Raw genomic sequence first — 25,397 nt, 5'->3', positions numbered from 1 at the left:
TGTGCTTACGTTTATTTTACAAATTTCATCTAAATCGTGATTTATAAGATGATTTTACTTTGCAGAATGAGTTTGATTGTCGAAAATGGAGGATACATCCTTGGTCTTTTACGCTCAACCACTTTCATTGTTTTCGAAAAATTGGTAATAATTAAAAAACCTCTTCAAAAGAAAACAAATGTGTTATACAATAAAACAAACATAAATAAAAATAAACGGGGGTAAAACAAAATGGTTGAAAATTTATGGAATGATAAAGAAGCGTCAAAAGTAACATCTGGATTAGAAGAACTGGTATATCGGTCTAATTTAATCGGTACGGATCGAGCCGTTTGCAACTGGGGCGGCGGCAATACATCCATGAAAACAATGGAAAAGGATTTTCGTGGCCGGGAAATTGAAGTCATGTGGGTAAAAGGAAGCGGTTCCGACCTTGCGACAATGAAAGCGGGCAATTTCACAGGTTTGAATCTAGCGGATATTCACCCGTTAATCGAGCGTGATGCAATGCCCGATGCAGATATGGTTGAATATTTGTCACACTGCATGATCGACAGTAAGCATCCACGTATGTCGATTGAAACTTTACTTCATGCCTTCCTTCCCTTTAAACATGTTGACCATACACATCCGGACGCAATTATTAGTCTTTGCTGTGCAGACAATGGAAAAGAAGTCGCCAATGAAATTTTCGGTGATCGTTTTGTCTGGGTACCATATGAGCGCCCTGGTTTCACTTTGTCTAAAATGATCTCAGAAGGTGTTAAAAATAACCCGCAAGCAGAGCTTGTTTTAATGGAAAAACACGGGTTGGTTACTTGGGGTGAAACATCGAAAGAAGCCTATGAAAAAACAATTTCGATAATTACGGAAGCAGAAGAGTTTATTAACAGCCGCCAGCATGAAGAAGATGCATTTGGTGGACAGGCATATGACTCTTTATCTGAAGAAGAGCGCAAAAAGGTACTTGCTTCGGTTATGCCGGTTATCCGCGGTGCTGTGGGCGAAGAGAAAAAAATGCTTTTAACTTTTGATGATGCTGATGATGTTCTGCAATTTTTGAATAGCAAAAATGCGGCAACCTTATCACAAGTCGGTGCCGCTTGCCCGGATCACCTAGTACATACTAAAATGAAGCCGCTTTACATTAATTGGGATCCTCAAAATGAACGGACAGAATCCTTGGTTGAAAAAGTAAAAACGGGTATTCAACAATATAAGGAAGAATATAAGCAATACTTCGAGCGCAATAAAAACGAAGGCGATGTGATGTTTGAGGCGCCACCCCGAGTTATTTTGATTCCAGGTGTCGGAATGGTCAACACAGGAAGAAACGTTACTATGGCAAACGTGAGCGGAGCACTTTATCATCGTGCGATTGCGGTTATGAAAGGGGCAACAGCACTTGGCGAGTTCGTTTCTCTCAGTGAAAATGAATCATACAACGTTGAATACTGGCCACTTGAGCTTTATAAATTGTCTCTTTCCCCGGCGGAAGCGGAGTTCTCACGCAAAGTAGCCTTCATTACAGGCGGTGCGGGCGGTATTGGAAGCGCAACAGCACGGCGTTTAGTTTCTGAAGGTGCCCATGTAGTTCTAGCTGATTTAAATATTGAAGGTGCAGAAAAAGTTGTGGATGAAATCAATAAAAAATACGGGGAAAAACGCGCTGCAGCTTTTCAAATGGATGTCACCAGTGAAGAACAGGTACAGACTGCTTTTGAGAAATCAGCTCTTACATTTGGCGGAATTGATATTATCGTCAACAATGCTGGCCTTGCCACATCCAGTCCGTTTGATGAAACAACCTTAAAAGAATGGAACCTAAACATGAATGTACTGGGGACAGGTTATTTCCTTGTAGCGCGTGAAGCTTTTAAGCAAATGAAACGACAGGGTACAGGTGGAAATATGGTATTTGTCGGATCGAAAAACTCTGTTTACGCTGGAAAAAATGCTTCTGCTTACAGTTCAGTCAAAGCACTTGAAACACATCTTGCACGTTGTATTGCTGTGGAAGGCGGGGAGTTCGGAATCCGTGTTAACTCTGTTTTGCCAGACGCCGTATTACAGGGATCTTCCATTTGGGGATCGGGTTGGCGTCAAGAGCGTGCCGCTGCATACGGAATAGAGCCAGACCAGCTTGAAGATCACTACAAAAAACGCACCACATTGCTGGTGAATATATTCCCGGAGGACATTGCTGAGTCCATAGCGTTTTTCGCTTCATCAAAAGCAGACAAAACAACGGGGTGCATGGTCACAGTAGACGGCGGTGTACCTGGAGCTTTTAATCGCTGAATAGGTTTTGCCTGTTTTCCATCATGCTTGAAGGATATTGTTGCTTAAATGGAGAGTTTATCATTGGCGAAATCAATCTATCCAAAAATGAAAGAAAATTAACGCCTGAGTAGGGATTTATAGTGAAAGACGGAATCCGTTCCCATCGATCGTTTGTTTGTAAAAAGAAATCTGAAACTTGCACCAGGATTATATCATTAGTGGTAGAAAACGGTGTTGTTCAATCGGATGGTAATAGATAAAGCTTGTCCTACACATCATGAAAAATGAAGAGTATGTGATTAGGAAAAGGTAGTAGGAATCGTGGAGTAATAAATTCAATCCGTTAAAAAGGATGGGACGATATGACAATTAAAGAACAGTACGAAGCAGCGAAACAAGCGTATGCGAATTGGGGAATTGATGTTGATGCGGCACTCGATACACTGAAAAAAGTGCCCATTTCGGTTCATTGCTGGCAGGGTGATGATATTGGTGGATTTGAAGTGAACAAAAGTGAATTATCGGGCGGTATAGATGTAACGGGAAATTATCCAGGAAAAGCCACTACGCCGGAAGAGCTACGCATGGATCTTGAAAAAGCGCTATCTCTTATTCCGGGGAAACATCGGGTCAATTTGCATGCCATTTATGCGGAAACAAATGGAGAAGCAGTCGAACGCGATCAGCTTGAGCCAAAGCACTTCGAAAACTGGTTGAATTGGGCTAAAGAAAACGGTCTTGGTTTGGATTTTAACCCGACACTATTTTCCCATGAAAAAGCAGCAGACGGCTTGACACTTTCTCATCCAAATGAAGAAATTCGTGAATTCTGGGTTGATCATTGCATCGCCAGCCGAAAAATCGGAGAGTACTTTGGCCGTGAGCTAGGCAAGCCCTGCTTAACAAATATATGGATTCCAGACGGCTACAAAGATATTCCAAGCGACCGTTTGACACCGAGAAAGAGATTAAAAGAATCCCTTGATCGAATTTTTACAGCAGAAGTGGATGAATCATGTAATTGGGATGCAGTGGAAAGTAAAGTATTCGGTCTCGGCTCCGAGTCATATGTCGTAGGATCGCATGAATTCTATCTTGGCTACGCACTGAAAAATAACAAGATTTGCTTAGTGGATACAGGTCATTATCATCCGACTGAAACTGTATCGAACAAGATTTCTTCGATGCTATTATACAGTGATAAACTAGCACTTCATGTTTCGCGACCGGTTCGGTGGGACAGTGACCACGTCGTAATTTTAGACGATGAGCTTCGTGAAATTGCACTTGAAATTGTTCGTAATGATGCATTAAACCAGGTGATCATTGGTCTTGATTTCTTTGATGCCAGCATAAACCGTGTTGCTGCCTGGACGATTGGTACGCGTAATATGATTAAAGCCCTCTTATATGCCTTACTTGTACCGAACGATCATTTGAAAGAGTTACAAGAAAAAGGTGATTTTACAGAGCGCCTGGCATTAATGGAGGAATTTAAAACTTATCCATTTGGTGCAATTTGGGATTATTACTGTGAGCAGATGAATGTGCCGGTGAAGGAGAGATGGCTGATGCAAGTAAAAGATTATGAACGGGATGTGTTAGCAAAACGTTAAATTAACGGGTTATCCTGAATCGGCAAACCGATGAGCGACTAATCCCACTGAATTAATATGGGGTCTATCGATTCGTCCCGAGTGAATGGTCTGGAAATTCCAAAGTATAACCGAGGGATGGGGTAAAAGAAAAAAGATTTTTGATTTAAAATAGAAAATTAATATAGTTAAAAGGAAAACCTTTAAGAAAGGTAATTCCTTTATAAAATATACCTATAACGATCTATTACACAGGTCTCTCTTTGGGTATATTTTATTTTTTTGATTGCACGTTAATGAATAGACTTGAAAGCTAGTCAATTTGTTTTAGAAATGTAATATCCGGAATGAGATTTAGTACACCATATTGATTTAATGAGATAAAAATTAGATTGAGGAATGAGGAAGAGTCGTTTTGGTAACCTTTTCTAAATCGTGAGAATCTGAATTGAAGGCATCAATTTACAGTTTAAAATAAAAGCACTATACAAAGAGGATAAAGAAAATGTAATAACGTAGACTGATTTCTAATTTTCCAATACAACGAAAACTGAAACACTATGAGCAAGTGAAACTATATAAAAATATTATTTGAATTTTAAAAATATTTGTAAAATTTGAATTGACAAACCTTTCAAAAACAGTAAAAATCAATAATAAAAAGGAAAAATGATGGGGTTCAAATGTACAATAGTGGTATTTTTAAAACATATAGAAGAGAAAGAGAAAGGCCTCCACTCTTGATGCTAAAATGCGATTTTTCCAGTTTCCATTCCACTTTTCGTTTAAGTTAGTAGCTGATCATAACAGAGAAGGTCATAGCCAGACAATAATTGTAGGGAAACCTGAAAGTATATAAAGGTTTCCTATTTTAGTAAAGAAAGTAATGTTGTACTCCCGGTAAGTTCTATTATTTATGAAACCGTTTTCTTAGAAAGAAGCAGCGGTGAACGTAACCGGATGAGAAAAGCATTTATTAAATCATTCCTTATTACCGTATCTATGATACGTGCTAATGTTTAGAATTTAAGAAAGAAGGTAGCTAATCATGTTAAGGATGCCCATCTTTTTTATTTTGTTTTTATTTATACTAAGCGGCTGTGATCATTCTTCAGAATACGAGATTATTTACAATGATGAAGAAAGTATCGACGTCACTACAAAACCTGTTGAGAATAAAAAAGATCCGTATACGATAGCTGTTATACCTAAAATTGACGGAATTCCTTATTTTAACGCGGTAGAAGAGGGGGCGTTGGAGGCGGGAAAGGACTTAGGGGTTAAGGTCTTATATATAGGTCCACCTACCCCCAGCTCTGAAAAGCAGGAAGAGATTATAACAAAATTAATTGAAAAAAAAGTGGACGTAATTGCGGTATCTGCAAATGATCCATATAAATTAGGAAGGGTGCTGCAAAAAGCAAAGCGTAAAGGAATCGAGGTGATCACCTGGGATTCTGATACTAATGCATCATACAGAAGCTTTTTTGTGAACATGATAGATCCTGAGATAATCGGCAGGCATGTAATGGATACTCTCGCATTGGAAATGGAAGAAAAAGGGGAGTTTGCGATTATGACGGGATCTCCTACCGCTGCCAATCTTAATACATGGATTGATTGGATTCAAATCCAACAAAAAGAATATTATCCAACTATGAAACTAGTTGAAGTGGAATATACAAACGAAGATATTCATAAAGCGTATAAGGTAACAAAAAATTTATTTAAAAAATACCCAGACCTAAAAGGAATTATTGGTATTTCAACGGTTAACCCTCCTGCTGCGGCTCAGGCTGTGAAAGATGCAGGGAAAATCGGCAAGGTTGCCGTAGTTGGTACATCGACTCCTAATTTAATGAATGAGTATTTACAGGAAGGGGCTGCCCAGACCATTACGTTATGGAGTCCACAAAAGTTGGGCTACTTGACTGTTAGCCTAGCAAACAACTTATTGAATGATGAAATTCCTTATGAGGGACAGAACATTAAAAACATAGGTACGATTAAATTCAACGGTGATATGGTCATTATGGGAGAGCCCCTCGATTTTACAAAGGGAAATGTGAACCAGTATGATTTTTAAAGGGAAAAAGCGGATCCAGATAAAAAACTTTCGTTTAACGACAAAACTAGTTACAACCTATACATTATTAACGGTTCTACCAATGGCCTTCCTCGGGTTCATTGCATACTGGCAATACACAAAATCAATAGAAGAAGAAGTAGGAGAATATATTCCCCGTCTTGTCAAACAGGTAAATGGCAACATTGAAAATGACATTCAAAAACTAGAGACCTTACCTGATTTAATTTATAATTCCGGTGATGTTATGGCTATTTTAAGAGACAGCCAATCAAAAAAAAAATCTGTTTTGCTACACGATGAATATATCATGAAGAGTTATTTGACAAGGACCTATTTAAATAACAATACATCTCATATTTTGGGGGCGTTTCTTGTTTCCAAGAATCGTACATTTGCCAGTACAAGTCTGCATTATGACAGTTTTGGGTTTGAAGATGGTTCCTTGCCATATGCAGATGACCTAGGATTGTTAGGCGAGATGCAGTTGCTCCTTCCTAATCAGACTAATTTAACGTTTGAAGGGGATCCCTCCTATTTTATGCTGGTCAAACCAATTACTGATTTCGATAATAGAAAAAATCTAGGAACGCTCTATATAGCCATCGATGTAGCCTTTTTTGAGCAATCTCTTCAGGATTTGCAGAAGGAAGAGAATGTTACGATGTGGATTATGAATAAGCAGGGGAAGATAATTTATCATAAGGATCATTCAAAAATTGGTTCTGTGGAAAAAGGGATACATGATTACCCATTACTGAATGGTAGTTTTCGTACTGAAATCGATGGAAAGCGGAATTTAATCAGTATAAGTGAATCAAATGAGCTGCCATGGGTACTGGTTCATAGCATGCCAATCAAAAACATGACGGAAAAAACGGATGTTATCAGAAATGTAACAATTTTCTTTTTTATCATTTTCACACTCATTACTACATTGATCTCTATCTTTTTTGCCTGGACCGTTACACGTCCACTAAACGAATTAGGAGATATCATGAAGCGAGTGGAAAAAGGTGATTTATTAGTAGATATACCCATACATTCCAAGGATGAAGTCGGGATGCTTGCGAACAGTTTTCGATCAATGCTTGCAGAGATAAGAGAGCTGATTCAAAAAAACTACCACATTGAACTGCGAAAAAAAACAGCTGAATTATACGCCCTTCAATCTCAAATAAATCCTCACTTTATGTATAATACGCTGGAAACCATAGGCATGGCTGTGGAAGAAGGAGAGAGCGAGGAAGTCGTGAAGATGGTGACTCTGCTTGGCAGAATGATGCGCTTTTCAATCAGTAATAAAGAAAGCTTGGTTCCTATAAACAGTGAAGTTCAGCACATAGAGGATTATTTAAGCATCCAACAATTCCGTTTTGAAGATCGTTTGCATTTTATGATAGAAAAAGGGACAGATACGGTTAATTATTATATACCCAAGTTTGTTTTACAGCCAATCGTTGAAAATTCCATTAAATATGGACTGGAAAAAAGAAAGGAAATAGACATTCAAATACATATTTCTGAAGAGGAAACTCAGACAGGTGAGGAAGATCTTTTGCTGATAGTCAGTGATAACGGACCGGGGATAACAGTAAACAAATTAATTGAATTAAATGAAAAGTTACGTTTGGATCCAATGATGAAACGAGACTCTGGCTTTGGGATTATCAATGTAAATGCAAGAATTGGCATGATGTTCGGGGAACAATATAACCTTCAAATTAATAGCGAATACGGAAAGGGAACGACTGTGATTATACGGCTTCCCAAAATAAATGCGCAACAAGTAAGCATGTACGTTCAAGGAGAGGAGAAGAGCAGAGATGATACAAAGGGTCAAGACGGTCATAGTAGATGATGAACCAAGGATAAGAAGAGGCATTGAAAGACTAGTACAATCTTGTGGGGATGAGTGGCAGGTTGTAGGTGTATACTCCGATGGCCAAGAGGCCTACGATGCAATTATCAATCATGTAGAAGCAGTTGATGTATTAATAACAGATGTACAAATGCCAGTCATGGACGGTTTAACGTTAATTCAACAGTTGAAAAAAACTAAACCAACGCTATTTCCATTCATTATAAGCGGGTATGATGATTTTCTCTATGTACAGACTGCCCTAAGGGAAGGTGCTGTTGATTATATATTGAAACCGATTGATCGAGAAAAGTTTAAACTGCAATTGAAGAATGTGCAGGAAAAAGTAATTGAGGCGCGAAAGGAAAGGGAGAAGATAGGAGAAATAGAAGAAAGAGCCTTGATATCAACCCATGAAAAGCAGCTTCAATTGCTGATGGAAATAACGTGGAAAGATTCATTGGACTTATCATTACTTGAATGGACACGACAATTTCCAGAAGGAACCTATTCCCTGATCCATATCGGAATCGATCAAACATCTGCCAAAACCCAAAGTTTTTCACCAGAAGATTGGGGGGGATGGAATGATGTTATAAAAAAGCTGATAAAAGATTTACTAGATGATCATTCAACGCATTGGATGTGGAAAGATAGTCTACATGCCAGTTGGTTATTGATTAAGGATACTACCCCTACAGCTTTGGAGCAATTATGTATAACATTAAAAACAACTGTCCAACGGCAAACCCCTTTTACGGTTTCTATTGCCCTTGGGAATGAGTTTAATGACCTTACCCTTTTAGTAAATATTAAAGATGAATTACGATCTACCTTGCAATATCGAATGATACAAGGAGGCAATAAAATTTTCAGAACTGAAATGCTTAAACATGTATCCTATAATAAAGTGATCGAAGTGCCGCCATCCATCTATAAATGGGCAGAAGAGACAGTGGAGGCGATGGAGCATGGAGAAGAAGCTGCCATTCGTGCTCTCATGCAATTTTTTAACGAATTGAAAGATGTCACGTCCCCTTTCGTAATACAAGAATCGGTTCGTTATTTGTCTATTAGAATTATAAATAGATGGATTAAAAGTGATGGTTTTAAAGAGCTTCCGCTATTACTTGAGGAAGCATTTAGCATCGCTGAGGATTCTTCTCATTTTAATCATTTGAAAAAGGAGATGGAGCGATGGGTCATGAATATGTTAAAAAAGCAAGCAGCATTTCAAAATGACCAAACAGATCCTATTCGCCTGGCAAAAGAATGGATTCTAAAACATATAGGCGATAACATCACAATAAAAAAAATCGCCAATCATGTCCATTTAAATTCAACCTATTTTTGTGAGTATTTTAAAAATCAGACAGGTGAAACCGTGCTTGACTATGTAACAAATGAACGGTTAAAAGTGGCGAAGGAATTATTAAGTCATACAGATTTAAAGATTTACGATATTGCTTCAAAAGTAGGCTATCAAGATACCAAATATTTTAGTCGGCTGTTTAAGCAATGGACAGGACAACTGCCGTCTCAATATAGAGATACTCATGAGTGTATTGTGAAAGAGTAGAAGCTTCCATTCCGGGGCTTTTTTTTTGCCTCCATGGAAAATGTCCCGAAGAAAATCCCCCCTACCCGAATATTATCACCTACCAGCTTATGCCAAATCCATTTATAGTGAAAGTATCAATAAAGAAAGCGCTTCCTTCAAAAAGAAAACGTTTTCTTGATAAAAGACGAAATGGAACGGGAGTGTTTTTATGACCTTAATTGGACCCTCACTTATGTGTGCAGATATGGGGAATTTACAAGAATCAGTATTGAAATTAGACCGTGCAGGTGTTGATTTCTTCCATCTAGATATAATGGATGGATCGTTTGTTCCTAATTTTACAATGGGCCCGGATCTAATTAAACGCATTAGGCAATTCTCGGATAAACCATTTGATGTTCACTTAATGGTTGAAAGACCGGAAGACCATTTAGATCTTTTCATTCAGTCGGGGGCAGATATGATTTCCATTCATGCAGAGGCAACTGCCCATTTACAGAGATCATTACAAAAACTGAAGAATGAAGGGATTAAGGCAGGGGTAGCCTTAAATCCATCAACCCCCATCACAGAGCTTGAACATGTATTGGATGTAATCGATTATGTAACGGTGATGACGGTGAATCCTGGTTTTGCCGGACAGTCTTTTGTACCGCTTATGTATAAGAAAATAAAAAAGATTAAAGAATTAATTCAATCGGAAGGCTACCAAATTGATATTCAGGTAGATGGAAACATTGGGTTCGAAACCATTCCAGGTGTATTGCAAAATGGAGCCGGCATGTTGGTTTGCGGTACGTCCTGTTTATTTAAAAAAGATGTTTCACTGGAAGATGCCGTTGGCCAACTCCGGTCATTCTTAGAGCAAACGAAAATGAAAAACGAGGGTTGTGCATGAGAGGGATTGTAGTGGTTGGGAGTATTAATATGGATATTGTCGCAGTCACTAATCAGTATCCAGCGCATGGGGAAACGCTCTTCGGGGAAAATATGAAACTATTAAGTGGTGGAAAAGGCGCTAATCAAGCAACGACGTGCGCTAAACTTGGAAAGCCAGTAAAGCTTATCGGTGCGCTTGGCGAGGACGCATTCGGGCATGAAATAGAACGTTCTCTTCTTCAAAATAACGTGAACATATCCTCCTTGAAACATGTTGCAGAACATCCAACTGGATGCGCAGTCATTACAGTAGATGCTACGGCAGAAAACACCATGCTTGTCATTAAAGGGGCCAATCAACATTTGACAAGAAGTGATATTGACCATTGCTTTTCTACCATCAGTGATGACTATGCTGTTTTACTTGTACAGATGGAAATTCCTGATGAGACTGTTCTACAAGCCATGAAAAGGGCTAAAGAAAAAAATATGTTTATTATCCTGGACCCTGCTCCTGCAGAAGGGGTAACGACAGAAGCACTAACGTATGCCAATTTGATTACGCCGAATTGGCAGGAAACAAAAGTGTTGACTGGGATAGACGTCAACTCGAAGGAAAGTGCATGCAAAGCGGGTGTTTTCTTTAAGAATCATTTTGGCGTGAAGAATAGCATTATTAAGTTGGGCCACAAAGGAGCATTGGTTTATCAAAACGGTGAAACAACCTTTATCGAGCCCATTGCTGTCAAAGCTGTTGATACAGTGGGAGCAGGAGACTCGTTCGCAGGCGCCCTTGCCTGTGCCATTGCAGATGGGGAGACGATCGAATCTGCAGCCGAGTTTGCTTCAATTGTAGCGGCGATGAAGGTAACGAAAATGGGGGCCCAAGATGGAGTGCCCACGCTAGCAGAAGTGGAACATTTTTGTGAAGCCAATAACATTAATTACTATGGAAAAAAACAAAAGCTGAATCAAATTTATGACTGAGTAAGGTTGGAAAGGAGAGAAACATGGCTGATTTCTTATTGCAAATGACGAATGTCAGTAAAACCTTCCCTGGTGTAAAAGCACTGGATAGCGTTCAGCTTGAAGTGAAAAAAGGAGAAGTTCATGCGCTAATAGGTGAGAATGGTGCCGGGAAATCAACGCTCATTAAAATATTAGCTGGCATTTATCGACCGGACCCAGGCGCCAAGTTTTACTTTGAAGGAAAAGAAGCCGAAATTCAAAAACCGATTGATGCTACGCTAAAAGGTATTTCAATCATTTATCAGGATTTAAGTTTATTTTCAAACCTATCTGTAGCTGAAAATATCTATATTGGCCGGGATAGTGACAAAAAACCATGGAAAAAGATTAGATGGAAGGAGATGGAGGATATAGCAAAACGGGCACTTAAAGAACTAGAATTTGAGATTGATGTTCATACACCCGTTGAAAAATTAAGCATTGCTCAACAGCAGCTGATTGAAATCGCCAGAGCCCTCGCTTTTGATTCAAAGTTGATTGTAATGGACGAACCGACTTCATCCCTATCCACCGGGGAAGTTGAGAAGCTTTATAAAGTTATACAAAAATTAAAGGATCGTGGAATTTCCATAATCTTTGTCAGCCACAAGTTAAAAGAGTTATTTACTGTTTCCGATCGATTTACAATATTGCGCGATGGGAAATATGTAGGCACTTACGAAACCGAAGAACTGGATGAAGATAAATTAATCACACTAATGGTGGGACGTCAGATTTTATATAAAAAGAATATGGTAAAAGGAAAAACGGGAAAAACTCTTTTGGAACTGAATGGATTATCAAAAGAAGGTAACTTTAAAGAAATTTCCTTTGAATTGAAAGCTGGAGAAGTCCTTGGGATTACAGGACTTGTCGGATCTGGAAGAACAGAGCTTGCACAGGCGATATTCGGGGTCAACAGGCCCTACGATGGAAGTATGAAAATAAATGGGGTTTCTACTAAAATCAAGTCTTCTGAACATGCTGTAAAACAAGGGATTGCATATATTCCAGAAAGCAGAAAAACGCAAGGACTCATCCTTCGCCAGTCCATAATCAATAATATTTCATTACCTGTTTTGAAACAATTGAGAAATAAATTCAAATTAATTAAGCGAAAGGAAGAAGTTAAGCTGGCTGATCACTATATGAAAACGCTAGATGTTAGACCGGCTTTGCCTAAAAGAGAAGCTGGTGACCTGTCAGGCGGAAATCAGCAGAAAGTCGTGATCGGCAAGTGGCTTTCTACCAAACCACAAATCCTAATTATTGACGAACCGACGAATGGGATTGACATTGGGGCGAAGTCAGAAATTCATAAGTTAATGAGGGAACTGGCTGCTGAAGGAATGGGCATTATTGTGATTTCTTCAGAGCTTCCAGAAGTACTTGCTGTCAGTGATCGAATTTTGGTCATGAGACATGGAAGAATAGCCGGAGAACTTGGAATAGAAGAAGCGACACAGGAAAATATCATGAATTATGCTCTGCTTGGTTCTCAATCGCCTTCCAAAAAAGGGCTTCCGCTAAAAGAGGAGGTACGTGCATGAACGCGATTTTGAAGTCGAAGGAAATCAGCGTCGCAATGATTGTTTTGCTTCTATGTATTACATTGACATTCTTAAGCCCGTATTTTTTAACTGTAGACAATTTGCTGGATGTACTAAAAGGGAATTCTGTACTTGGAATTCTGGCGGTGGGTATGACACTTGTCATCATCACTGGCGGGATTGACGTATCCGTCGCCGCTGTTACAAGCGCTGTCTGTGTCATCGTTGGAAAAGTAATGATGCTCATGCCTGACCATCCCATCTCTATACTATTACTCTTTTTGATTGGGCCATTTCTTGGGATTTGTTTAGGTGCACTGAATGGACTGCTTGTTGCAAAGGTGCAAATTCCAGCTATTGTCGTGACACTTGGAATGATGAGTATCATTAATGGGCTCGTGTTGTACATTACGAATGGACAGTATTTGAACAGCAGCAGTTTTCCAACCGTATTCATCAAGCTTGCTAGTTTTGAAGTATTTGGTATATCTATTATCATTCTAATTTTTATCGCCGTTGCTCTGTTTACTTGGTATATTTTGAAATACACATTAATCGGTCGCGAAGTATTGGCGATTGGCGGTAATAAAGATTCAGCCATTCGGGTTGGGATAAATTTTGACAAAGTACAAATATTTGTCTTCTCCTATATGGGGTTTCTTGCAGGAATAGCAGCCATTGCTCAAACGGCATATACAAAGGCTGTGGATCCTAATGGAATGCTTGGTCTTGAGCTGATGGTCATAGCAGCCGTTGTCTTGGGCGGTGCGAACATCATGGGGGGGCGCGGTACCATTTTGGGAACTGTTTTGGGCGTTCTTCTGCTAGGCATTGTACAAAATGGTCTTATCTTGGCAAAAATTGATACCTTCTGGCAAAAAGTATTCACTGGATTGATTATATTACTGGCTGTGTCATACGACCACATTCAATATAAGCGATCAAAAGATAAGTTAGCCAAAATTGAAGTGGAAGCGTAAGAAAGAGGTGGAAAAATGAAACGGCTTTCAATATCAAAAGAAAATACTTTAGGTGTAATTACAGCAGGCTTGTTTGTGTTAATGAGTTTTTCGATACCTGGATTCTTTTCTTCAAATAATTTAACCAATATGATGTTCCAGCTCCCGGAGTTTGGTTTAATCGCTTTAGCAATGATGGTAGTGATTGTAACTGGAGGGATTGACCTATCGATTACGTATACGGCTGCCTTGTCTGGCGTGACAATCGCACTTATGGCAAGCAGCGGATACCCAATGCTCGGCGCAATCTTAATCGGTGTTTTAGTCGGACTGAGCTGCGGATTGATTAACGGTGTACTCATCTCAAAAATCGGTGTTTCGCCAATACTGGTGACACTCGGAACGATGGTCCTTTTTGAAGGTGTGATCTTAAGCATTACGAAAGGAAATTCAATTTCAGGATTCAGTGAGGGTTATAGCTTAATTGGAAACGGTTACTATATGGGGATCGTTCCTCTATCCATCATCATTTTTGTACTATTTGCGATATTAACAGCTATATTGCTGTCAAAAACCAAATGGGGCAGAAGCGTTTATATGGTGGGAAGCAATCCGATCGCCACATTATTTTCAGGGGTAAATAATAGCACGGTATTAATGAGGGTTTACTTATATGCGGCACTTCTTGCCACAATTGCTTCTATTATTATGACATCCCGTTATAATACTGCAAAAGTGGATCTGGGATCTTCTTATTTATTACAAAGTGTAGCGGCAGCCGTGCTTGGAGGAACGGAAATTCAAGGTGGTTATGGCAAAGTTATCGGCACTGTTTACGCAGTGGTCATTTTCCAAATGTTATCAAGTGGATTGAACTTAATGGGTGTACCACGTTCGATCGTGACTGTAATGATGGGGGTTATTTTAATCACGGTATTGGTCATAAACTTCGTGAAAACGAAATTAGATGAAAAAAATCAAAAGAATTTACCTTCAAACTCTGTAGCGTAATGTACAGGACCATGTAATCTCTGAAAATACTATTGAAAAAAATAAGAAAAAAATTCAAGGGGGATCATTATGAAGAAAATGACGGGGATATTAGCAACAGCTATTTTAGCTGGGGGACTGTTAGCAGGCTGTGTATCACAAGAAGGAGCATCGGGAAACAGTGAAAAAGAAACAAGTGGCGGAGGGGGTAATGAGAAGTTGAAAATTGCCGTAGTTCCAAAGTTAATGGGGATACCATATTTCAATGCTTCTGAAAAAGGAGCGATTCAAGCAGGTAAAGATCTTGGTGTGGATACCATTTACACAGGACCTACGGAACCAGATGCTGCACAGCAAGTAAAAGTCATTGAAGATTTAATTAGTCAAGATGTGGATGTAATCGCGGTAGCACCAAATGACGCTGCATCACTCTCACCAGTACTTCAAAAGGCGAAGGATGAAGGAATAATTGTAATGGACTGGGATACACCAGCTGACCAATCCCTTGTAGAATTATCCGTCCACCAAATAGACGATGAAGCATACGGTCGCCATATTGCTAAATCCCTTGTAAAACAAATGGGTGTTGAAAAAGGCCAAATCGCTATATTAACAGGAGGGCTTTCAGCTGCCAACTTAAACACCTGGATTGATGCAGCAAAAAAAGAACTGGAAGAGAATTATCCTGGTATTGAATTAGTATCGGATAAAATCGCGACAGATGAAAAACAACAGGTGGCATACCAAAAAACACTGGATTTAATAAAATCAAATCCTGAATTAAAAGGAATCATGGCTTTTTCTACTCCGGCACCTCTTGGGGCAGCCCAAGCTGTTCAGGAGAAAGGACTGCAAGATGATATTACAGTTGTTGGAACTGCTCTTCCGAAAGACTCTTCACCATATTTAAATGATGGATCTCTAGATGTAGCCATTCTTTGGGAGCCAGACAAACTAGGTTATTTAACCGTTGCCCTTGCCAAACGCCTAGCTGAAGGGGAGAAACCAGAAGATGGTTTGAAAGTTGAAAATGTAGGTGAAATTGACGTGTGGGAAGATGGAAAAACAATCATCATGGGACCACCGACAGATTTTACGAAAGACAATGCAGCTGATTTTAATTTTTAATGTTAGATAGACCTAATGTCCCCTCTCAACTATCTAGAGGGGGTTTTTTATTAAAAATCATTGAGTGACTTGCATGTTAGGAGATGTTGAAGGGATGAATGAGAGATATACAATTGGAATTGATTATGGCACTGAATCAGGAAGAGTGCTGTTAGTGGATATAGCGAACGGAAATGAAATGGCTACACATGTTACACCTTATCGTCATGGAGTAATGTCTAATAGGCTTCCAGACGGACGTAAACTTGAAAAAGATTGGGCTCTCCAGCATCCTGGTGATTATTTGGACGTTTTATACACTTCTGTTCCTGAAGTGATTCGGTTAAGTGGCGTAGATGCGAATGATGTGATAGGCATTGGAATCGATTTTACCTCATGTACCATTTTGCCAATTGATAAGAAGGGAGATCCCCTTTGTTTTGATGAGAAATGGAAAAGGGACCCTCACAGTTGGGTGAAATTATGGAAACATCATGCCGCACAAAAAGAAGCGGATGATATTACACGCATTGCACAGGCAACGAATCAACCATTCCTGCAACGATATGGCGGGAAAATTTCTTCTGAATGGATGTTCCCTAAGATATTACAAGTGTTGCGTGAATCACCTGATATCTATGAAGAAACTGATCTATTTATGGAAGCCGGGGATTGGATTACCTTCCGTCTGACGAATGAGCTGGTACGCAGCAGTAATATGAGCGGTTATAAAGCACTTTGGGATAAAAAAGATGGTTATCCGGACCCTGCTTTTTTAGCGGCTATTGATGAACGTCTTCTAGATATACTGGATACAAAAATGCGTGGTGAAGTTTTACCCATCGCTGGGCGGTCGGGTGGTTTAACAGAAGGGATGGCTAAGAAGATGGGGTTGAAACCTGGTACGGCTGTTTCTGTATCTATAATCGATGCCCATGCAGGTGTTCCAGCTGTAGGAGCTGTCCATCCAGGCCAATTTGTGATGACGATGGGAACCTCTACTTGCCACATGTTAATTTCTGAGAAAAAACAAACAGTAGAGGGTATTTGTGGAGTAGTGGAAGATGGAATAATTCCCGGATCATTCAGTTATGAAACGGGACAGGTGGCTGTTGGCGATTCGTTTGCATGGTATATTGAGCAAGCTGTTCCGGAGTATGTAAAGAAAGAAGCAGAGCAAGAAGGTGTCAATCTACATGGCCTAATGGAAAAAAAGGCTTCCTGCTTAATGCCTGGTCAATCAGGGTTAGTGGCGTTAGATTGGTGGAATGGCAACCGAACAGTCCTGGTAGATGCGAACTTGTCGGGTGTCATTGCAGGGATTACTCTTTCTACGAAGCCGGAAGAAATATACCGTGCACTTTTAGAATCAACAGCTTTTGGAACTAGGAGGATCCTTGAAACATTTGAGAATGACGGTATAGAGATAAACGATTTGTTTGCCTGTGGCGGATTACCTCAAAAAAATAAACTATTAATGCAGATATATGCCGATATTTTAAATCGCGAAATTAAAATCGCGGATGGGGAACAAGTGGTTGCATTAGGAGCAGCCATATACGCTGCAACGGCTGCCGGCCGAATAAATGGTGGGTATGATTCCATAGAGGAGGCAGCATCTAAAATGGCAAAAGTAAAAGAAGAGACTTTCATACCGGTTAAAGAAAATGTAAGGATTTATAAACAACTCTATGCTTATTATTTAGAACTGCATGACTTCTTTGGCCGTGGTCACATTTCCATAATGCATGGTTTAAAGAAATTGAGGAGTGTGGACTAATGATACATATCGCGGTGGATATTGGTGCTTCAAGTGGCCGGCTGGTCTTAGGGAAAATGGAGAACGGGAAATTAGTAATTGAAGAAATCCATCGATTTGCGAATGGTTTCACCACCCAAAATGAAACATGTTTTTGGGATATTGATCATTTATTGAATGAAATCTTAAAGGGGTTAGAATCAGCAAAAAAGCTTGGATACGACCACAGTACACTTGGCATTGATACGTGGGGAACGGATTACGTATTGTTGGATGATGATGGACAAAGAGTGCAAGAAGTTATCTCTTATCGTGATAAGCGCACCGAAAATACAATCGAAAAGGTCACAAGAACACTACCTAAAGAAATCATTTATCAAAAAACGGGGATTCAATTCTTATCATTTAACACGTTATACCAATTGTACGAAGAAGATATAAAGAACCTGAAAGTCACTAGGAACGTCATGACTGTGCCTGATTATTTAGGTTACTGCCTAACGGGAAAAAAGGTCACAGAAGTTACAAGTGCTTCTTCGATGCAATTATTGAATTTAAACACGAAGAAGTTTGATGAAGAGTTACTAAACCTGATTGCACTATCAAAAGATCAATTCCCGCCTTTTGCTAATCCGGGAGAACGATTAGGGAAACTGATGAAAGAACGTTTTTCTACTTTTGATCTTCCCGATACAGAAGTGATTAGCGTTGCTTCACATGATACTGCTTCCGCCATAGTCGGTTCACCTGGTAATGGAGAGAAATGGGCCTATATTAGTAGCGGAACGTGGTCGTTGCTTGGGATTGAAAGCGATAAACCGATAGTGAATGAGTTAGCCCTTAAAAACAATTATACAAATGAATGGGGTGCATACGGAACCTTCCGCTTTCTGAAAAATATCATTGGCATGTGGGTTATTCAAGAAGTCAGAAGACATTTGAAGGAAGACTATAACTTCGAGCAGTTTGTATATGAGGCAGAGAAAATAAATGAGTGCAGGCAGTTCATCAACTTTAATGATAAACGATTTTTAAATCCAGAAAATATGATTCAAGAAATTCAGCAGTATTGTCGGGAGACGAATCAGGAGATTCCACATACAGTGGGCGAATTAGCGAACTGTATATTTACAAATATGTCTATTATTTATGCGATGTCCATTCGGCAAATAGAAGAGATAACCGGGAAAAGAATCGAGCAACTTCATATTGTCGGTGGAGGAGCGAAAAATGAATTCGTTAATCAACTTACGGCAGACCTTAGTGGGAAAACCATATACGCAGGACCAACAGAGGCTACGGCGATTGGGAATATACTAGTTCAAATGATTTCAGGCAATGAAATAAGCGATTTACAATCGGCACGTAAGTTAATACAACACTCGTTCCTTATTAAAAAATATGAGCCAAAAGAAAAAATTGGATCATCCCTGATTGAAAAATTCAAACAAGCAATTTCCATGAAAGAATATAAATAATAGGAGTGATAAAGTATGAATGAAAATCTGCATCCAGCCGAACAAATTGTTATGATCATGGAACGTGTCTATAAGTATGGCATGACAACAATTTCAGGAGGAAACCTTTCTATTATAGATGAAAATGGTGACCTTTGGATTACTCCATCGGGCATTGATAAAGGAACATTAACCATGGATGATATCATGTGTGTCAAAAAGGACGGTTCAGTCATAGGGAAACATAAACCATCGGTAGAGCTTCCTTTTCATCAGGGAATTTATGAAGCAAGGCCCGATATAAAAGCTGTCGTACATGCACATCCCCCGGCATTGGTTTCCTTTAGTATGGCTCGTAAAGGACCAAACCCAAAGTTGCTTTTACATGCATATAAGAGTGTAGCAGATTCTCTTCAGGTTGCACCATATGCAATCCCAGGAAGCGACAAATTAAAAGAAAATATTTCGGCTGAATTTGCCAAAGGAGGGGATGCAGTCATATTGGAGAATCATGGTATTGTGGTAGGGAAACCCACTATATTTGATGCCTTTATGTTGTTTGAAACCCTTGAAGATACTGCTTGTATGGAAATAAATGCGAGAAATATAGGGAAACCAATTGAACTGACCGAACAAAATTTACAAGAAATAGATTTATATAAAGTGGATAAATTAACACAGATAGAAATGAAGCACCATTCTGCCGAAGAAATTTCTTGCCGTCAAGAAATGATCAGGTTGTTGGAACGGTTATACGATCGTCAGCTTTTTACAAGTATCTCAGGCAGCTTTTCAACACGCCTTAAAGATGGATCTATTTTAATCACGCCTTCTCAACAGGACCGTAAATATATTAAGGAAGATGAATTGGTTCTGGTTCATCAGGAGTTTAGTGAAGCTGGCAAGGAACCATGTGAGTTTTATGAGCTTCATCAAAAAATATATGAGTTAAACCCGGAGCTTACATCCGTAATCATTGCCAACCCAAGATTTTTAATGGCCTATGCAGTGACAGATGTTAAATATAATACACACATAATTCCAGAGGCCTACATTGTTCTTCGGGATATAGATAAAGTGCCTTTTGGAATGGGAGAAGATCATAATAGAATGATTGCGGATAAACTGGCAGAGGATAATCCTGTCCTATTAATTGAAAATGGGTATGCAGTTGTCTCAGGAAAAAGTTTACTGAGTGTATTTGATAGGCTAGAAGTAGCTGAATATAGCGCAAAAGCATTGGTGTACGCTAAAAGTATTGGCGAAGTAATCGATATTAGTGATGAAGATATTGAAGAAATTATTGAAGGTTTTAAGCTAATTGCCAAATAACTTATATCAATGAAAAAAAGCAGTTCCTAAGCTCTCTATTTATATAGAGGGCTTTATATATGTTACAATACAAAAACAAACAAAAGAAAACAAAGATTATATAGATAGGAGAAAGTTGGTATGCTTATAGCCCAAAGACACCAAAAAATTGTCGAACTCGTAAATGAACGTTCGAGTATTCGTGTTACAGAATTAAGTGAAATCTTTTCAGTTACAGAGGAAACAATCCGTCGTGATCTCGAAAAGCTTGAGAAAGAAACAAAACTAATACGCAGCCACGGCGGTGCCGTTAGCCTGCAAGAAGATGATTCGGAAATCCATTTTTCCGAAAGAGCGATAACAAATGTCAACGAAAAAAAAGTGATAGCATATGAAGCGGCAAAGCGCGTAGTGGAAGGTGACAGGATTATTTTAGATGCAAGTACAACTGCCTGGTATATGTCAAAAGCGTTACCAAACATACCGCTAACGGTTATTACCAATTCCACCAAAGTGGTTATGGAATTGAGTAAAAAAGAAAAAATAGAGGTAATTTCAACCGGAGGAAGGTTGCTGTCAAAGTCTTTATCATTTGTGGGTCCAATAGCAGAGAAATCATTAACGATGTATCATGTCAACAAAACGTTTTTGTCTTGCAAGGGGATTCACTTAGAAGAAGGACTCAGTGATTCTAATGAGGGGCAGGCTTTACTAAAAAAGAAAATGATCGAAAGGTCGGATGCCGTGATCCTGATGGTGGATTCCTCAAAGTTTGGAAAAAAGGCGTTTTCATTAATCGTTCCGCCGAGTGAAGTGGATGAGGTCATTACGGATAGAGAAATAGACGAAGTATCAAGAAAATCGCTTGAAAAAAGAAATGTAAAAGTAACGATTGTAAAATAGATAGACTCATTAGCGACAGTTGGGAAATGTGTCCTTTAAATCGAGCAATCTATAACTTATAGAGGTTGGGCATCTTTACGCTACCCAACCTATTTTTTGTTGCCTCTTTTTTAAAAAATGGACTTTTCAGTTTAGTAACATGCTCGCTGTTAGGGGTAGGCAGGAGACGTACGGGGATGTGAAAATGTTGACCATGTTACCATTAAGGAAGGGAAATGGGGATTTGTCTTAAGTTTCGCAGAGAAAATACTATTAAGGTAAAGGGCAAACGTGAAACGTTAAGAGGTAGTTTTTCCTTTCATGGGGCTAGATAGTGAAATATTTTTTAGAAATTTACATATAATCGAAGGGAATAAGAAGATTTATTTGCTCCTTGGTGATAGTTGAAATTGGAAAACCTTTCCGGTAACATATAATAAGAATCATATAATAGGAGGTTGTGCATTGGCTTTACAAATCAAAGAGGTTACGAAAAAATTCGGGGAATTCACAGCTGTCAACCAGCTTGATTTAACGATTCCCGAGAAGGAAATGTTCGGTTTTTTAGGTGGGAACGGAGCGGGGAAAACGACTACGTTCCGGATGATACTCGGACTGCTTGACCCCACTGAAGGGGAAGTGATCTGGAATGGTAAGAAAATCGATTATACGACCAGTTCATTGATTGGCTATCTTCCTGAGGAGCGCGGACTATATCCAAAACTGAAGGTCCGCGATCAAATTGTCTATTTGGCTAGATTAAGAGGGATGAACAAACGGGATGCTTTGAAAGAGTTGGAGTATTGGCTAGACCGCTTTATGGTACCCGAGTATATCGATAAGCGAGTCGAAGAGCTTTCAAAGGGTAATCAGCAAAAAATCCAGCTGATCGCATCCATGATTCATAAACCTGAATTACTTATCCTTGACGAACCCTTCAGCGGACTTGATCCAGTGAATGTGGAAATTCTGAAGAAAGCTGTCATCGACTTAAGGGACAGCGGCACGACGATCGTTTTCTCGAGCCATCGCATGGAGCATGTCGAGGAGATGTGCGAGCATCTTTGCATCATGCATAAAGGTTCCCCTGTTGTGGCTGGAAAATTAAAAGAAATCAAGCGTTCTTTTGGTAAAAAGAATGTCTCAATTAAAGCTGATTTTGACTTATCTTTCTTGGATGATTATTCAGGTGTAACAAAAGTCAAGAACACGATGGAAGGGAAGATTCTACAAGTCACTGGTGAAGATGTGGCCGAGAACATGATTCGTGATCTTGTACCAAGAGGTTTCGTCCGGAAGTTCGAATTGGAAGAACCATCGCTGACGGATATTTTCATTGAAAAAATAGGTGCCGTCTATGAATAACTTTTGGATTGTCCTTTCCCATACATATCTATCAAAATTAAAAACGAAATCCTTTATCATTTCTACAATCATTATGATGGCCTTGATTCTTGTCCTAACGAATATTTCGAATCTTATTGATAAATTCGACAGTGATGATCAGGAAAAGGTTGCCGTCATCGATCAGACTGAAGGCAGCTTATTTGATTCTTATAAAAAAGCGGTAGCAGGTGTGAACGATGACCTATCGATAATATCCGCCAAGGATGAAAAGGAAGCGGAGGAAATGGTCAGCACGGAAGAAATCGTTGGGTATTTGTTAATCGAAAAGGATGAAACCCTCGGCTTCAAGGGAACGTATAAAGCGAATCAAATTTCAGATTCTGCGGTAAGTAATGATTTGCTTTTAGCGCTAACCCAATTGAAGGGTCAAATAACCGCCAAGGAATTGAATTTGACAGAGCAGCAAATTGCTCAATTAAATACGCCGCCAGCATTTGATACGATTGCGCTTCAGAAAAATGCAAAAACGGAAGAGGATCTCAATCAAGCACGAGGTCTCGTGTATGTTCTCCTATTCGTCATTTACTTCGGTGTGTTGATGTATGCAACGATGATAGCAATGGAAGTGGCTACTGAGAAAACATCACGAGTCATGGAAATCCTGATTTCAAGTGTCCCGCCAGTCACACAGATGTTTGCCAAAATAATGGGTGTCGCTTTGCTTAGTCTTACTCAAATGATTTTATTTTTTGGGGTGGGCTATTTCTCGATTAAACAAAACTTGACAGGTATGGATGAAGGATTCTTTTCATTTTTCGGTTTCGGCAGCACCGATATCTCAACGATCATTTATGCAATCATCTTCGCTTTGCTTGGGTATTTTCTGTACGCGACTCTTGCGGCATGCCTTGGTTCCGTGGTCAGCAAAATTGAAGATGTCCAGCAAATGATTTCACCGATGACCATGTTGGTTGTCATCGCCTTCATGATTGCAATGTTTGGACTGGGGAATCCGTCAGCCAGTTATATTACGATCACATCATTCATTCCATTTTTCACGCCCATGATCATGTTCTTGCGTGTAGGGATGCTTGAAGTTCCATTCTGGGAAATCGCCATCAGCATCGCAGTGTTGATCTTAACCATTGTTTTACTTGGAATAATCGGAGCAAAAATCTATCGCGGTGGAGTCTTGATGTATGGAAGCTCAAAATCACTGAAAAGCATCAAGAATGCCTTGCAATTATCAAAGAAAAATTAACATGAAACCTGGATCCTTCATTCCTGTTGGAGGTATTCAGGTTTTTTAATAAGATAAAAATATTGATTTATGAAAAAGGAACGAAAAGCAGCATAGATATAAGGGAACAAATATATTCCATTTATGCAACCACGATTAGGAGTGAATTATTATGAGCAATCTGGTAACGTTGACGATAGCTTCAGAAGCGTTTCTCTTGCTATCCTTCATCATTATTATTTTATCAAGCAAAAATCCGAAAAAGAATGTCCTCTTTGTCATCCTGTTCATCATTGGAGCTGCACCGCTTTTATATTTAGCCATAGATCATGTGAAAAACGACTATTTGGATGCAAATATCGGGTTGGGCCTTGCCTTTATGTATACCTGGATATATAGCGCAGTAGCCTTTGTGATTGCCATCATTCTTTTAGTGAAAAAGAAAAGGAATAATAATATTTCAAAAGAACTGTGATAATCACATTTTGGAATCTTAAATTAAATGAAAATAAAAACGCTGAGGATCAATTAGTATCCTCGTTCAGACTGCAGGCAAACTCGAAGGAAAAGCGGGTTTGCCTGCAGTTGTTTTAAAAAAGTCGCAGTCGCTTTCAGCCGGAGTACTTTTTTGACCTACACCGCACATTATTCGACCGATCAGGCAGTTATTCGACCGTTCAGGTTTATTCGTCCTACACCCCATTATTCACTTGTATTCTTAGGCAAAGAGGTTATTGGCGAAAAGGGTTCTGGATAGTTCAACTTACAAAATATGCGTTTCTTAGCTAAAGAATAGAAAAAGTTATAAAACGAATAGTAATAAATAAGGAACATAAATCTTTTTCTTTGCATAGGGTAGTGGGGTATGGTATATTAATTTTCGAGGAGGGATGGTAAATGGATGAAATGTTGAATGGTCAAGATTCTGTGAATGAAGAAGAATGCTGTACGACCTCTTCCCACGGCCGAAAGAGTCATCACTCAGAAGCAGTTAAAAAGAATTTAACGACCCGGTTAAATCGAATCGAAGGTCAAATTCGCGGTATAAAGGGTCTTATTGAAAAAGATACGTACTGTGATGATGTGATTACCCAAATAGCAGCTACACAAAGCGCAATGAATAGTGTGGCGAAGATATTATTGGAAGGACATCTAAGGAATTGTGTGGTCGAACGCCTCAATGAAGGGGATACAGAGGTTATAGATGAAGTGCTTGTAACGATACAAAAATTAATGAAAAAATAAAGGAGTAGTGGTTGAAATGGAAAACGTAACATTGAATGTAAGTGGAATGTCTTGTGGTCATTGTGTGAATGCTGTTGAAGGGAATGTAGGAAAACTTGCAGGTGTTGAAAGCGTAAAAGTGCATTTGGATGCAGGAAAAGTGGATGTAGCGTTTGATAAGGAAAAAGTATCCCTTGAGAAAATAAAAGAAACAATCGATGATCAAGGATACGATGTCGAGTAAGTTATGAGAGTGCTGTTAAGCACTTCTTTTTTACAAATAATTATACCCCATAGT

Annotated in this window: 20 protein-coding genes; all 20 read left to right on the top strand. The window is 39.2% G+C overall.

What is annotated here, in order from left to right; genetic code table 11:
* Positions 1-231: 231 nt before the first annotated feature.
* The 20 genes from J7E52_RS17700 to copZ all read left to right on the top strand — a co-directional run bounded on the left by J7E52_RS17700 (position 232) and on the right by copZ (position 25,343).
* Positions 232-2,301: a bifunctional aldolase/short-chain dehydrogenase gene (locus tag J7E52_RS17700; protein ID WP_214749318.1), complete on the top strand. Its 2,070-nt coding sequence runs from the start codon at positions 232-234 to the stop codon at positions 2,299-2,301.
* 344 nt (positions 2,302-2,645) lie between these two features.
* A complete protein-coding gene (gene rhaA, locus J7E52_RS17695; RefSeq protein ID WP_214749315.1) occupies positions 2,646-3,899 on the top strand; it encodes an L-rhamnose isomerase in 1,254 nt (417 codons plus the stop codon).
* Between the two features lie 1,027 nt (positions 3,900-4,926).
* Positions 4,927-5,964 (top strand): autoinducer 2 ABC transporter substrate-binding protein, encoded by a 1,038-nt coding sequence (locus J7E52_RS17690; RefSeq protein ID WP_214749312.1) that lies wholly within the window; start codon positions 4,927-4,929, stop codon positions 5,962-5,964.
* Positions 5,954-7,825, top strand: coding sequence for a cache domain-containing sensor histidine kinase (locus J7E52_RS17685; RefSeq protein WP_214749309.1), 1,872 nt, complete (start codon positions 5,954-5,956; stop codon positions 7,823-7,825). The genes J7E52_RS17690 and J7E52_RS17685 overlap by 11 nt, the downstream gene beginning before the upstream one ends.
* Complete coding sequence (locus J7E52_RS17680) at positions 7,791-9,404, top strand: response regulator (RefSeq protein WP_214749306.1); 1,614 nt, start codon at positions 7,791-7,793, stop codon at positions 9,402-9,404. The genes J7E52_RS17685 and J7E52_RS17680 overlap by 35 nt, the downstream gene beginning before the upstream one ends.
* Before the next feature lie 190 nt (positions 9,405-9,594).
* On the top strand, positions 9,595-10,284 hold the full coding sequence (gene rpe, locus J7E52_RS17675; protein ID WP_214749303.1) for a ribulose-phosphate 3-epimerase: 690 nt from the start codon (positions 9,595-9,597) through the stop codon (positions 10,282-10,284).
* Complete coding sequence (rbsK, locus tag J7E52_RS17670; RefSeq protein WP_214749300.1) at positions 10,281-11,252, top strand: ribokinase; 972 nt, start codon at positions 10,281-10,283, stop codon at positions 11,250-11,252. The genes rpe and rbsK overlap by 4 nt, the downstream gene beginning before the upstream one ends.
* A gap of 23 nt (positions 11,253-11,275) precedes the next feature.
* Positions 11,276-12,823, top strand: a complete 1,548-nt coding sequence (locus J7E52_RS17665; protein ID WP_214749297.1) for a sugar ABC transporter ATP-binding protein — start codon at positions 11,276-11,278, stop codon at positions 12,821-12,823.
* Positions 12,820-13,803: an ABC transporter permease gene (locus tag J7E52_RS17660; protein ID WP_214749294.1), complete on the top strand. Its 984-nt coding sequence runs from the start codon at positions 12,820-12,822 to the stop codon at positions 13,801-13,803. The genes J7E52_RS17665 and J7E52_RS17660 overlap by 4 nt, the downstream gene beginning before the upstream one ends.
* Positions 13,804-13,818: 15 nt before the next feature.
* On the top strand, positions 13,819-14,793 hold the full coding sequence (locus tag J7E52_RS17655) for an ABC transporter permease (RefSeq protein WP_214749290.1): 975 nt from the start codon (positions 13,819-13,821) through the stop codon (positions 14,791-14,793).
* Positions 14,794-14,862: 69 nt separating this feature from the next.
* Complete coding sequence (locus tag J7E52_RS17650; protein WP_214749287.1) at positions 14,863-15,900, top strand: autoinducer 2 ABC transporter substrate-binding protein; 1,038 nt, start codon at positions 14,863-14,865, stop codon at positions 15,898-15,900.
* A gap of 94 nt (positions 15,901-15,994) precedes the next feature.
* Positions 15,995-17,659 carry a ribulokinase gene (locus J7E52_RS17645; RefSeq protein WP_214749284.1) on the top strand — a complete coding sequence of 555 codons (1,665 nt, stop codon included), beginning with the start codon at positions 15,995-15,997 and terminating at the stop codon, positions 17,657-17,659.
* A complete protein-coding gene (gene rhaB / locus J7E52_RS17640) occupies positions 17,659-19,116 on the top strand; it encodes a rhamnulokinase (RefSeq protein WP_214749281.1) in 1,458 nt (485 codons plus the stop codon). The genes J7E52_RS17645 and rhaB overlap by 1 nt, the downstream gene beginning before the upstream one ends.
* Positions 19,117-19,131: 15 nt before the next feature.
* Complete coding sequence (locus J7E52_RS17635) at positions 19,132-20,427, top strand: class II aldolase/adducin family protein (protein WP_214749278.1); 1,296 nt, start codon at positions 19,132-19,134, stop codon at positions 20,425-20,427.
* A 120-nt stretch (positions 20,428-20,547) separates the two neighbouring features.
* Positions 20,548-21,309, top strand: a complete 762-nt coding sequence (locus J7E52_RS17630) for a DeoR/GlpR family DNA-binding transcription regulator (RefSeq protein ID WP_214749274.1) — start codon at positions 20,548-20,550, stop codon at positions 21,307-21,309.
* Between the two features lie 444 nt (positions 21,310-21,753).
* Positions 21,754-22,653, top strand: coding sequence for an ABC transporter ATP-binding protein (locus J7E52_RS17625; RefSeq protein WP_214749271.1), 900 nt, complete (start codon positions 21,754-21,756; stop codon positions 22,651-22,653).
* Positions 22,646-23,896: an ABC transporter permease gene (locus tag J7E52_RS17620; RefSeq protein ID WP_214749268.1), complete on the top strand. Its 1,251-nt coding sequence runs from the start codon at positions 22,646-22,648 to the stop codon at positions 23,894-23,896. The genes J7E52_RS17625 and J7E52_RS17620 overlap by 8 nt, the downstream gene beginning before the upstream one ends.
* A 151-nt stretch (positions 23,897-24,047) precedes the next feature.
* A complete protein-coding gene (locus J7E52_RS17615) occupies positions 24,048-24,350 on the top strand; it encodes a hypothetical protein (protein WP_214749265.1) in 303 nt (100 codons plus the stop codon).
* Positions 24,351-24,781: 431 nt separating this feature from the next.
* Positions 24,782-25,120, top strand: a complete 339-nt coding sequence (locus J7E52_RS17610) for a metal-sensitive transcriptional regulator (RefSeq protein WP_286197881.1) — start codon at positions 24,782-24,784, stop codon at positions 25,118-25,120.
* A gap of 16 nt (positions 25,121-25,136) precedes the next feature.
* Positions 25,137-25,343 carry a copper chaperone CopZ gene (gene copZ / locus J7E52_RS17605; RefSeq protein ID WP_053534714.1) on the top strand — a complete coding sequence of 69 codons (207 nt, stop codon included), beginning with the start codon at positions 25,137-25,139 and terminating at the stop codon, positions 25,341-25,343.
* Positions 25,344-25,397 lie beyond the last annotated feature (54 nt).

This window comes from Bacillus sp. ISL-34 (assembly GCF_018613325.1).
Lineage (GTDB): Bacteria > Bacillota > Bacilli > Bacillales > DSM-1321 > Peribacillus.
The sequence above is the reverse complement of the archived record's forward strand: the minus strand, read 5'-3'. Positions and strand labels throughout refer to the sequence as shown.

Excerpts from the sequence above, each read along its gene's own strand:
- J7E52_RS17700 (WP_214749318.1), top strand. The coding sequence starts at position 232 with ATGGTTGAAAATTTATGGAATGATAAAGAAGCGTCAAAAGTAACATCT.
- rhaA (WP_214749315.1), top strand. The coding sequence starts at position 2,646 with ATGACAATTAAAGAACAGTACGAAGCAGCGAAACAAGCGTATGCGAAT.
- J7E52_RS17690 (WP_214749312.1), top strand. The coding sequence starts at position 4,927 with ATGTTAAGGATGCCCATCTTTTTTATTTTGTTTTTATTTATACTAAGC.
- J7E52_RS17685 (WP_214749309.1), top strand. The coding sequence starts at position 5,954 with ATGATTTTTAAAGGGAAAAAGCGGATCCAGATAAAAAACTTTCGTTTA.
- J7E52_RS17680 (WP_214749306.1), top strand. The coding sequence starts at position 7,791 with ATGATACAAAGGGTCAAGACGGTCATAGTAGATGATGAACCAAGGATA.
- rpe (WP_214749303.1), top strand. The coding sequence starts at position 9,595 with ATGACCTTAATTGGACCCTCACTTATGTGTGCAGATATGGGGAATTTA.
- rbsK (WP_214749300.1), top strand. The coding sequence starts at position 10,281 with ATGAGAGGGATTGTAGTGGTTGGGAGTATTAATATGGATATTGTCGCA.
- J7E52_RS17665 (WP_214749297.1), top strand. The coding sequence starts at position 11,276 with ATGGCTGATTTCTTATTGCAAATGACGAATGTCAGTAAAACCTTCCCT.
- J7E52_RS17660 (WP_214749294.1), top strand. The coding sequence starts at position 12,820 with ATGAACGCGATTTTGAAGTCGAAGGAAATCAGCGTCGCAATGATTGTT.
- J7E52_RS17655 (WP_214749290.1), top strand. The coding sequence starts at position 13,819 with ATGAAACGGCTTTCAATATCAAAAGAAAATACTTTAGGTGTAATTACA.
- J7E52_RS17650 (WP_214749287.1), top strand. The coding sequence starts at position 14,863 with ATGAAGAAAATGACGGGGATATTAGCAACAGCTATTTTAGCTGGGGGA.
- J7E52_RS17645 (WP_214749284.1), top strand. The coding sequence starts at position 15,995 with ATGAATGAGAGATATACAATTGGAATTGATTATGGCACTGAATCAGGA.
- rhaB (WP_214749281.1), top strand. The coding sequence starts at position 17,659 with ATGATACATATCGCGGTGGATATTGGTGCTTCAAGTGGCCGGCTGGTC.
- J7E52_RS17635 (WP_214749278.1), top strand. The coding sequence starts at position 19,132 with ATGAATGAAAATCTGCATCCAGCCGAACAAATTGTTATGATCATGGAA.
- J7E52_RS17630 (WP_214749274.1), top strand. The coding sequence starts at position 20,548 with ATGCTTATAGCCCAAAGACACCAAAAAATTGTCGAACTCGTAAATGAA.
- J7E52_RS17620 (WP_214749268.1), top strand. The coding sequence starts at position 22,646 with ATGAATAACTTTTGGATTGTCCTTTCCCATACATATCTATCAAAATTA.
- J7E52_RS17615 (WP_214749265.1), top strand. The coding sequence starts at position 24,048 with ATGAGCAATCTGGTAACGTTGACGATAGCTTCAGAAGCGTTTCTCTTG.
- J7E52_RS17610 (WP_286197881.1), top strand. The coding sequence starts at position 24,782 with ATGTTGAATGGTCAAGATTCTGTGAATGAAGAAGAATGCTGTACGACC.
- copZ (WP_053534714.1), top strand. The coding sequence starts at position 25,137 with ATGGAAAACGTAACATTGAATGTAAGTGGAATGTCTTGTGGTCATTGT.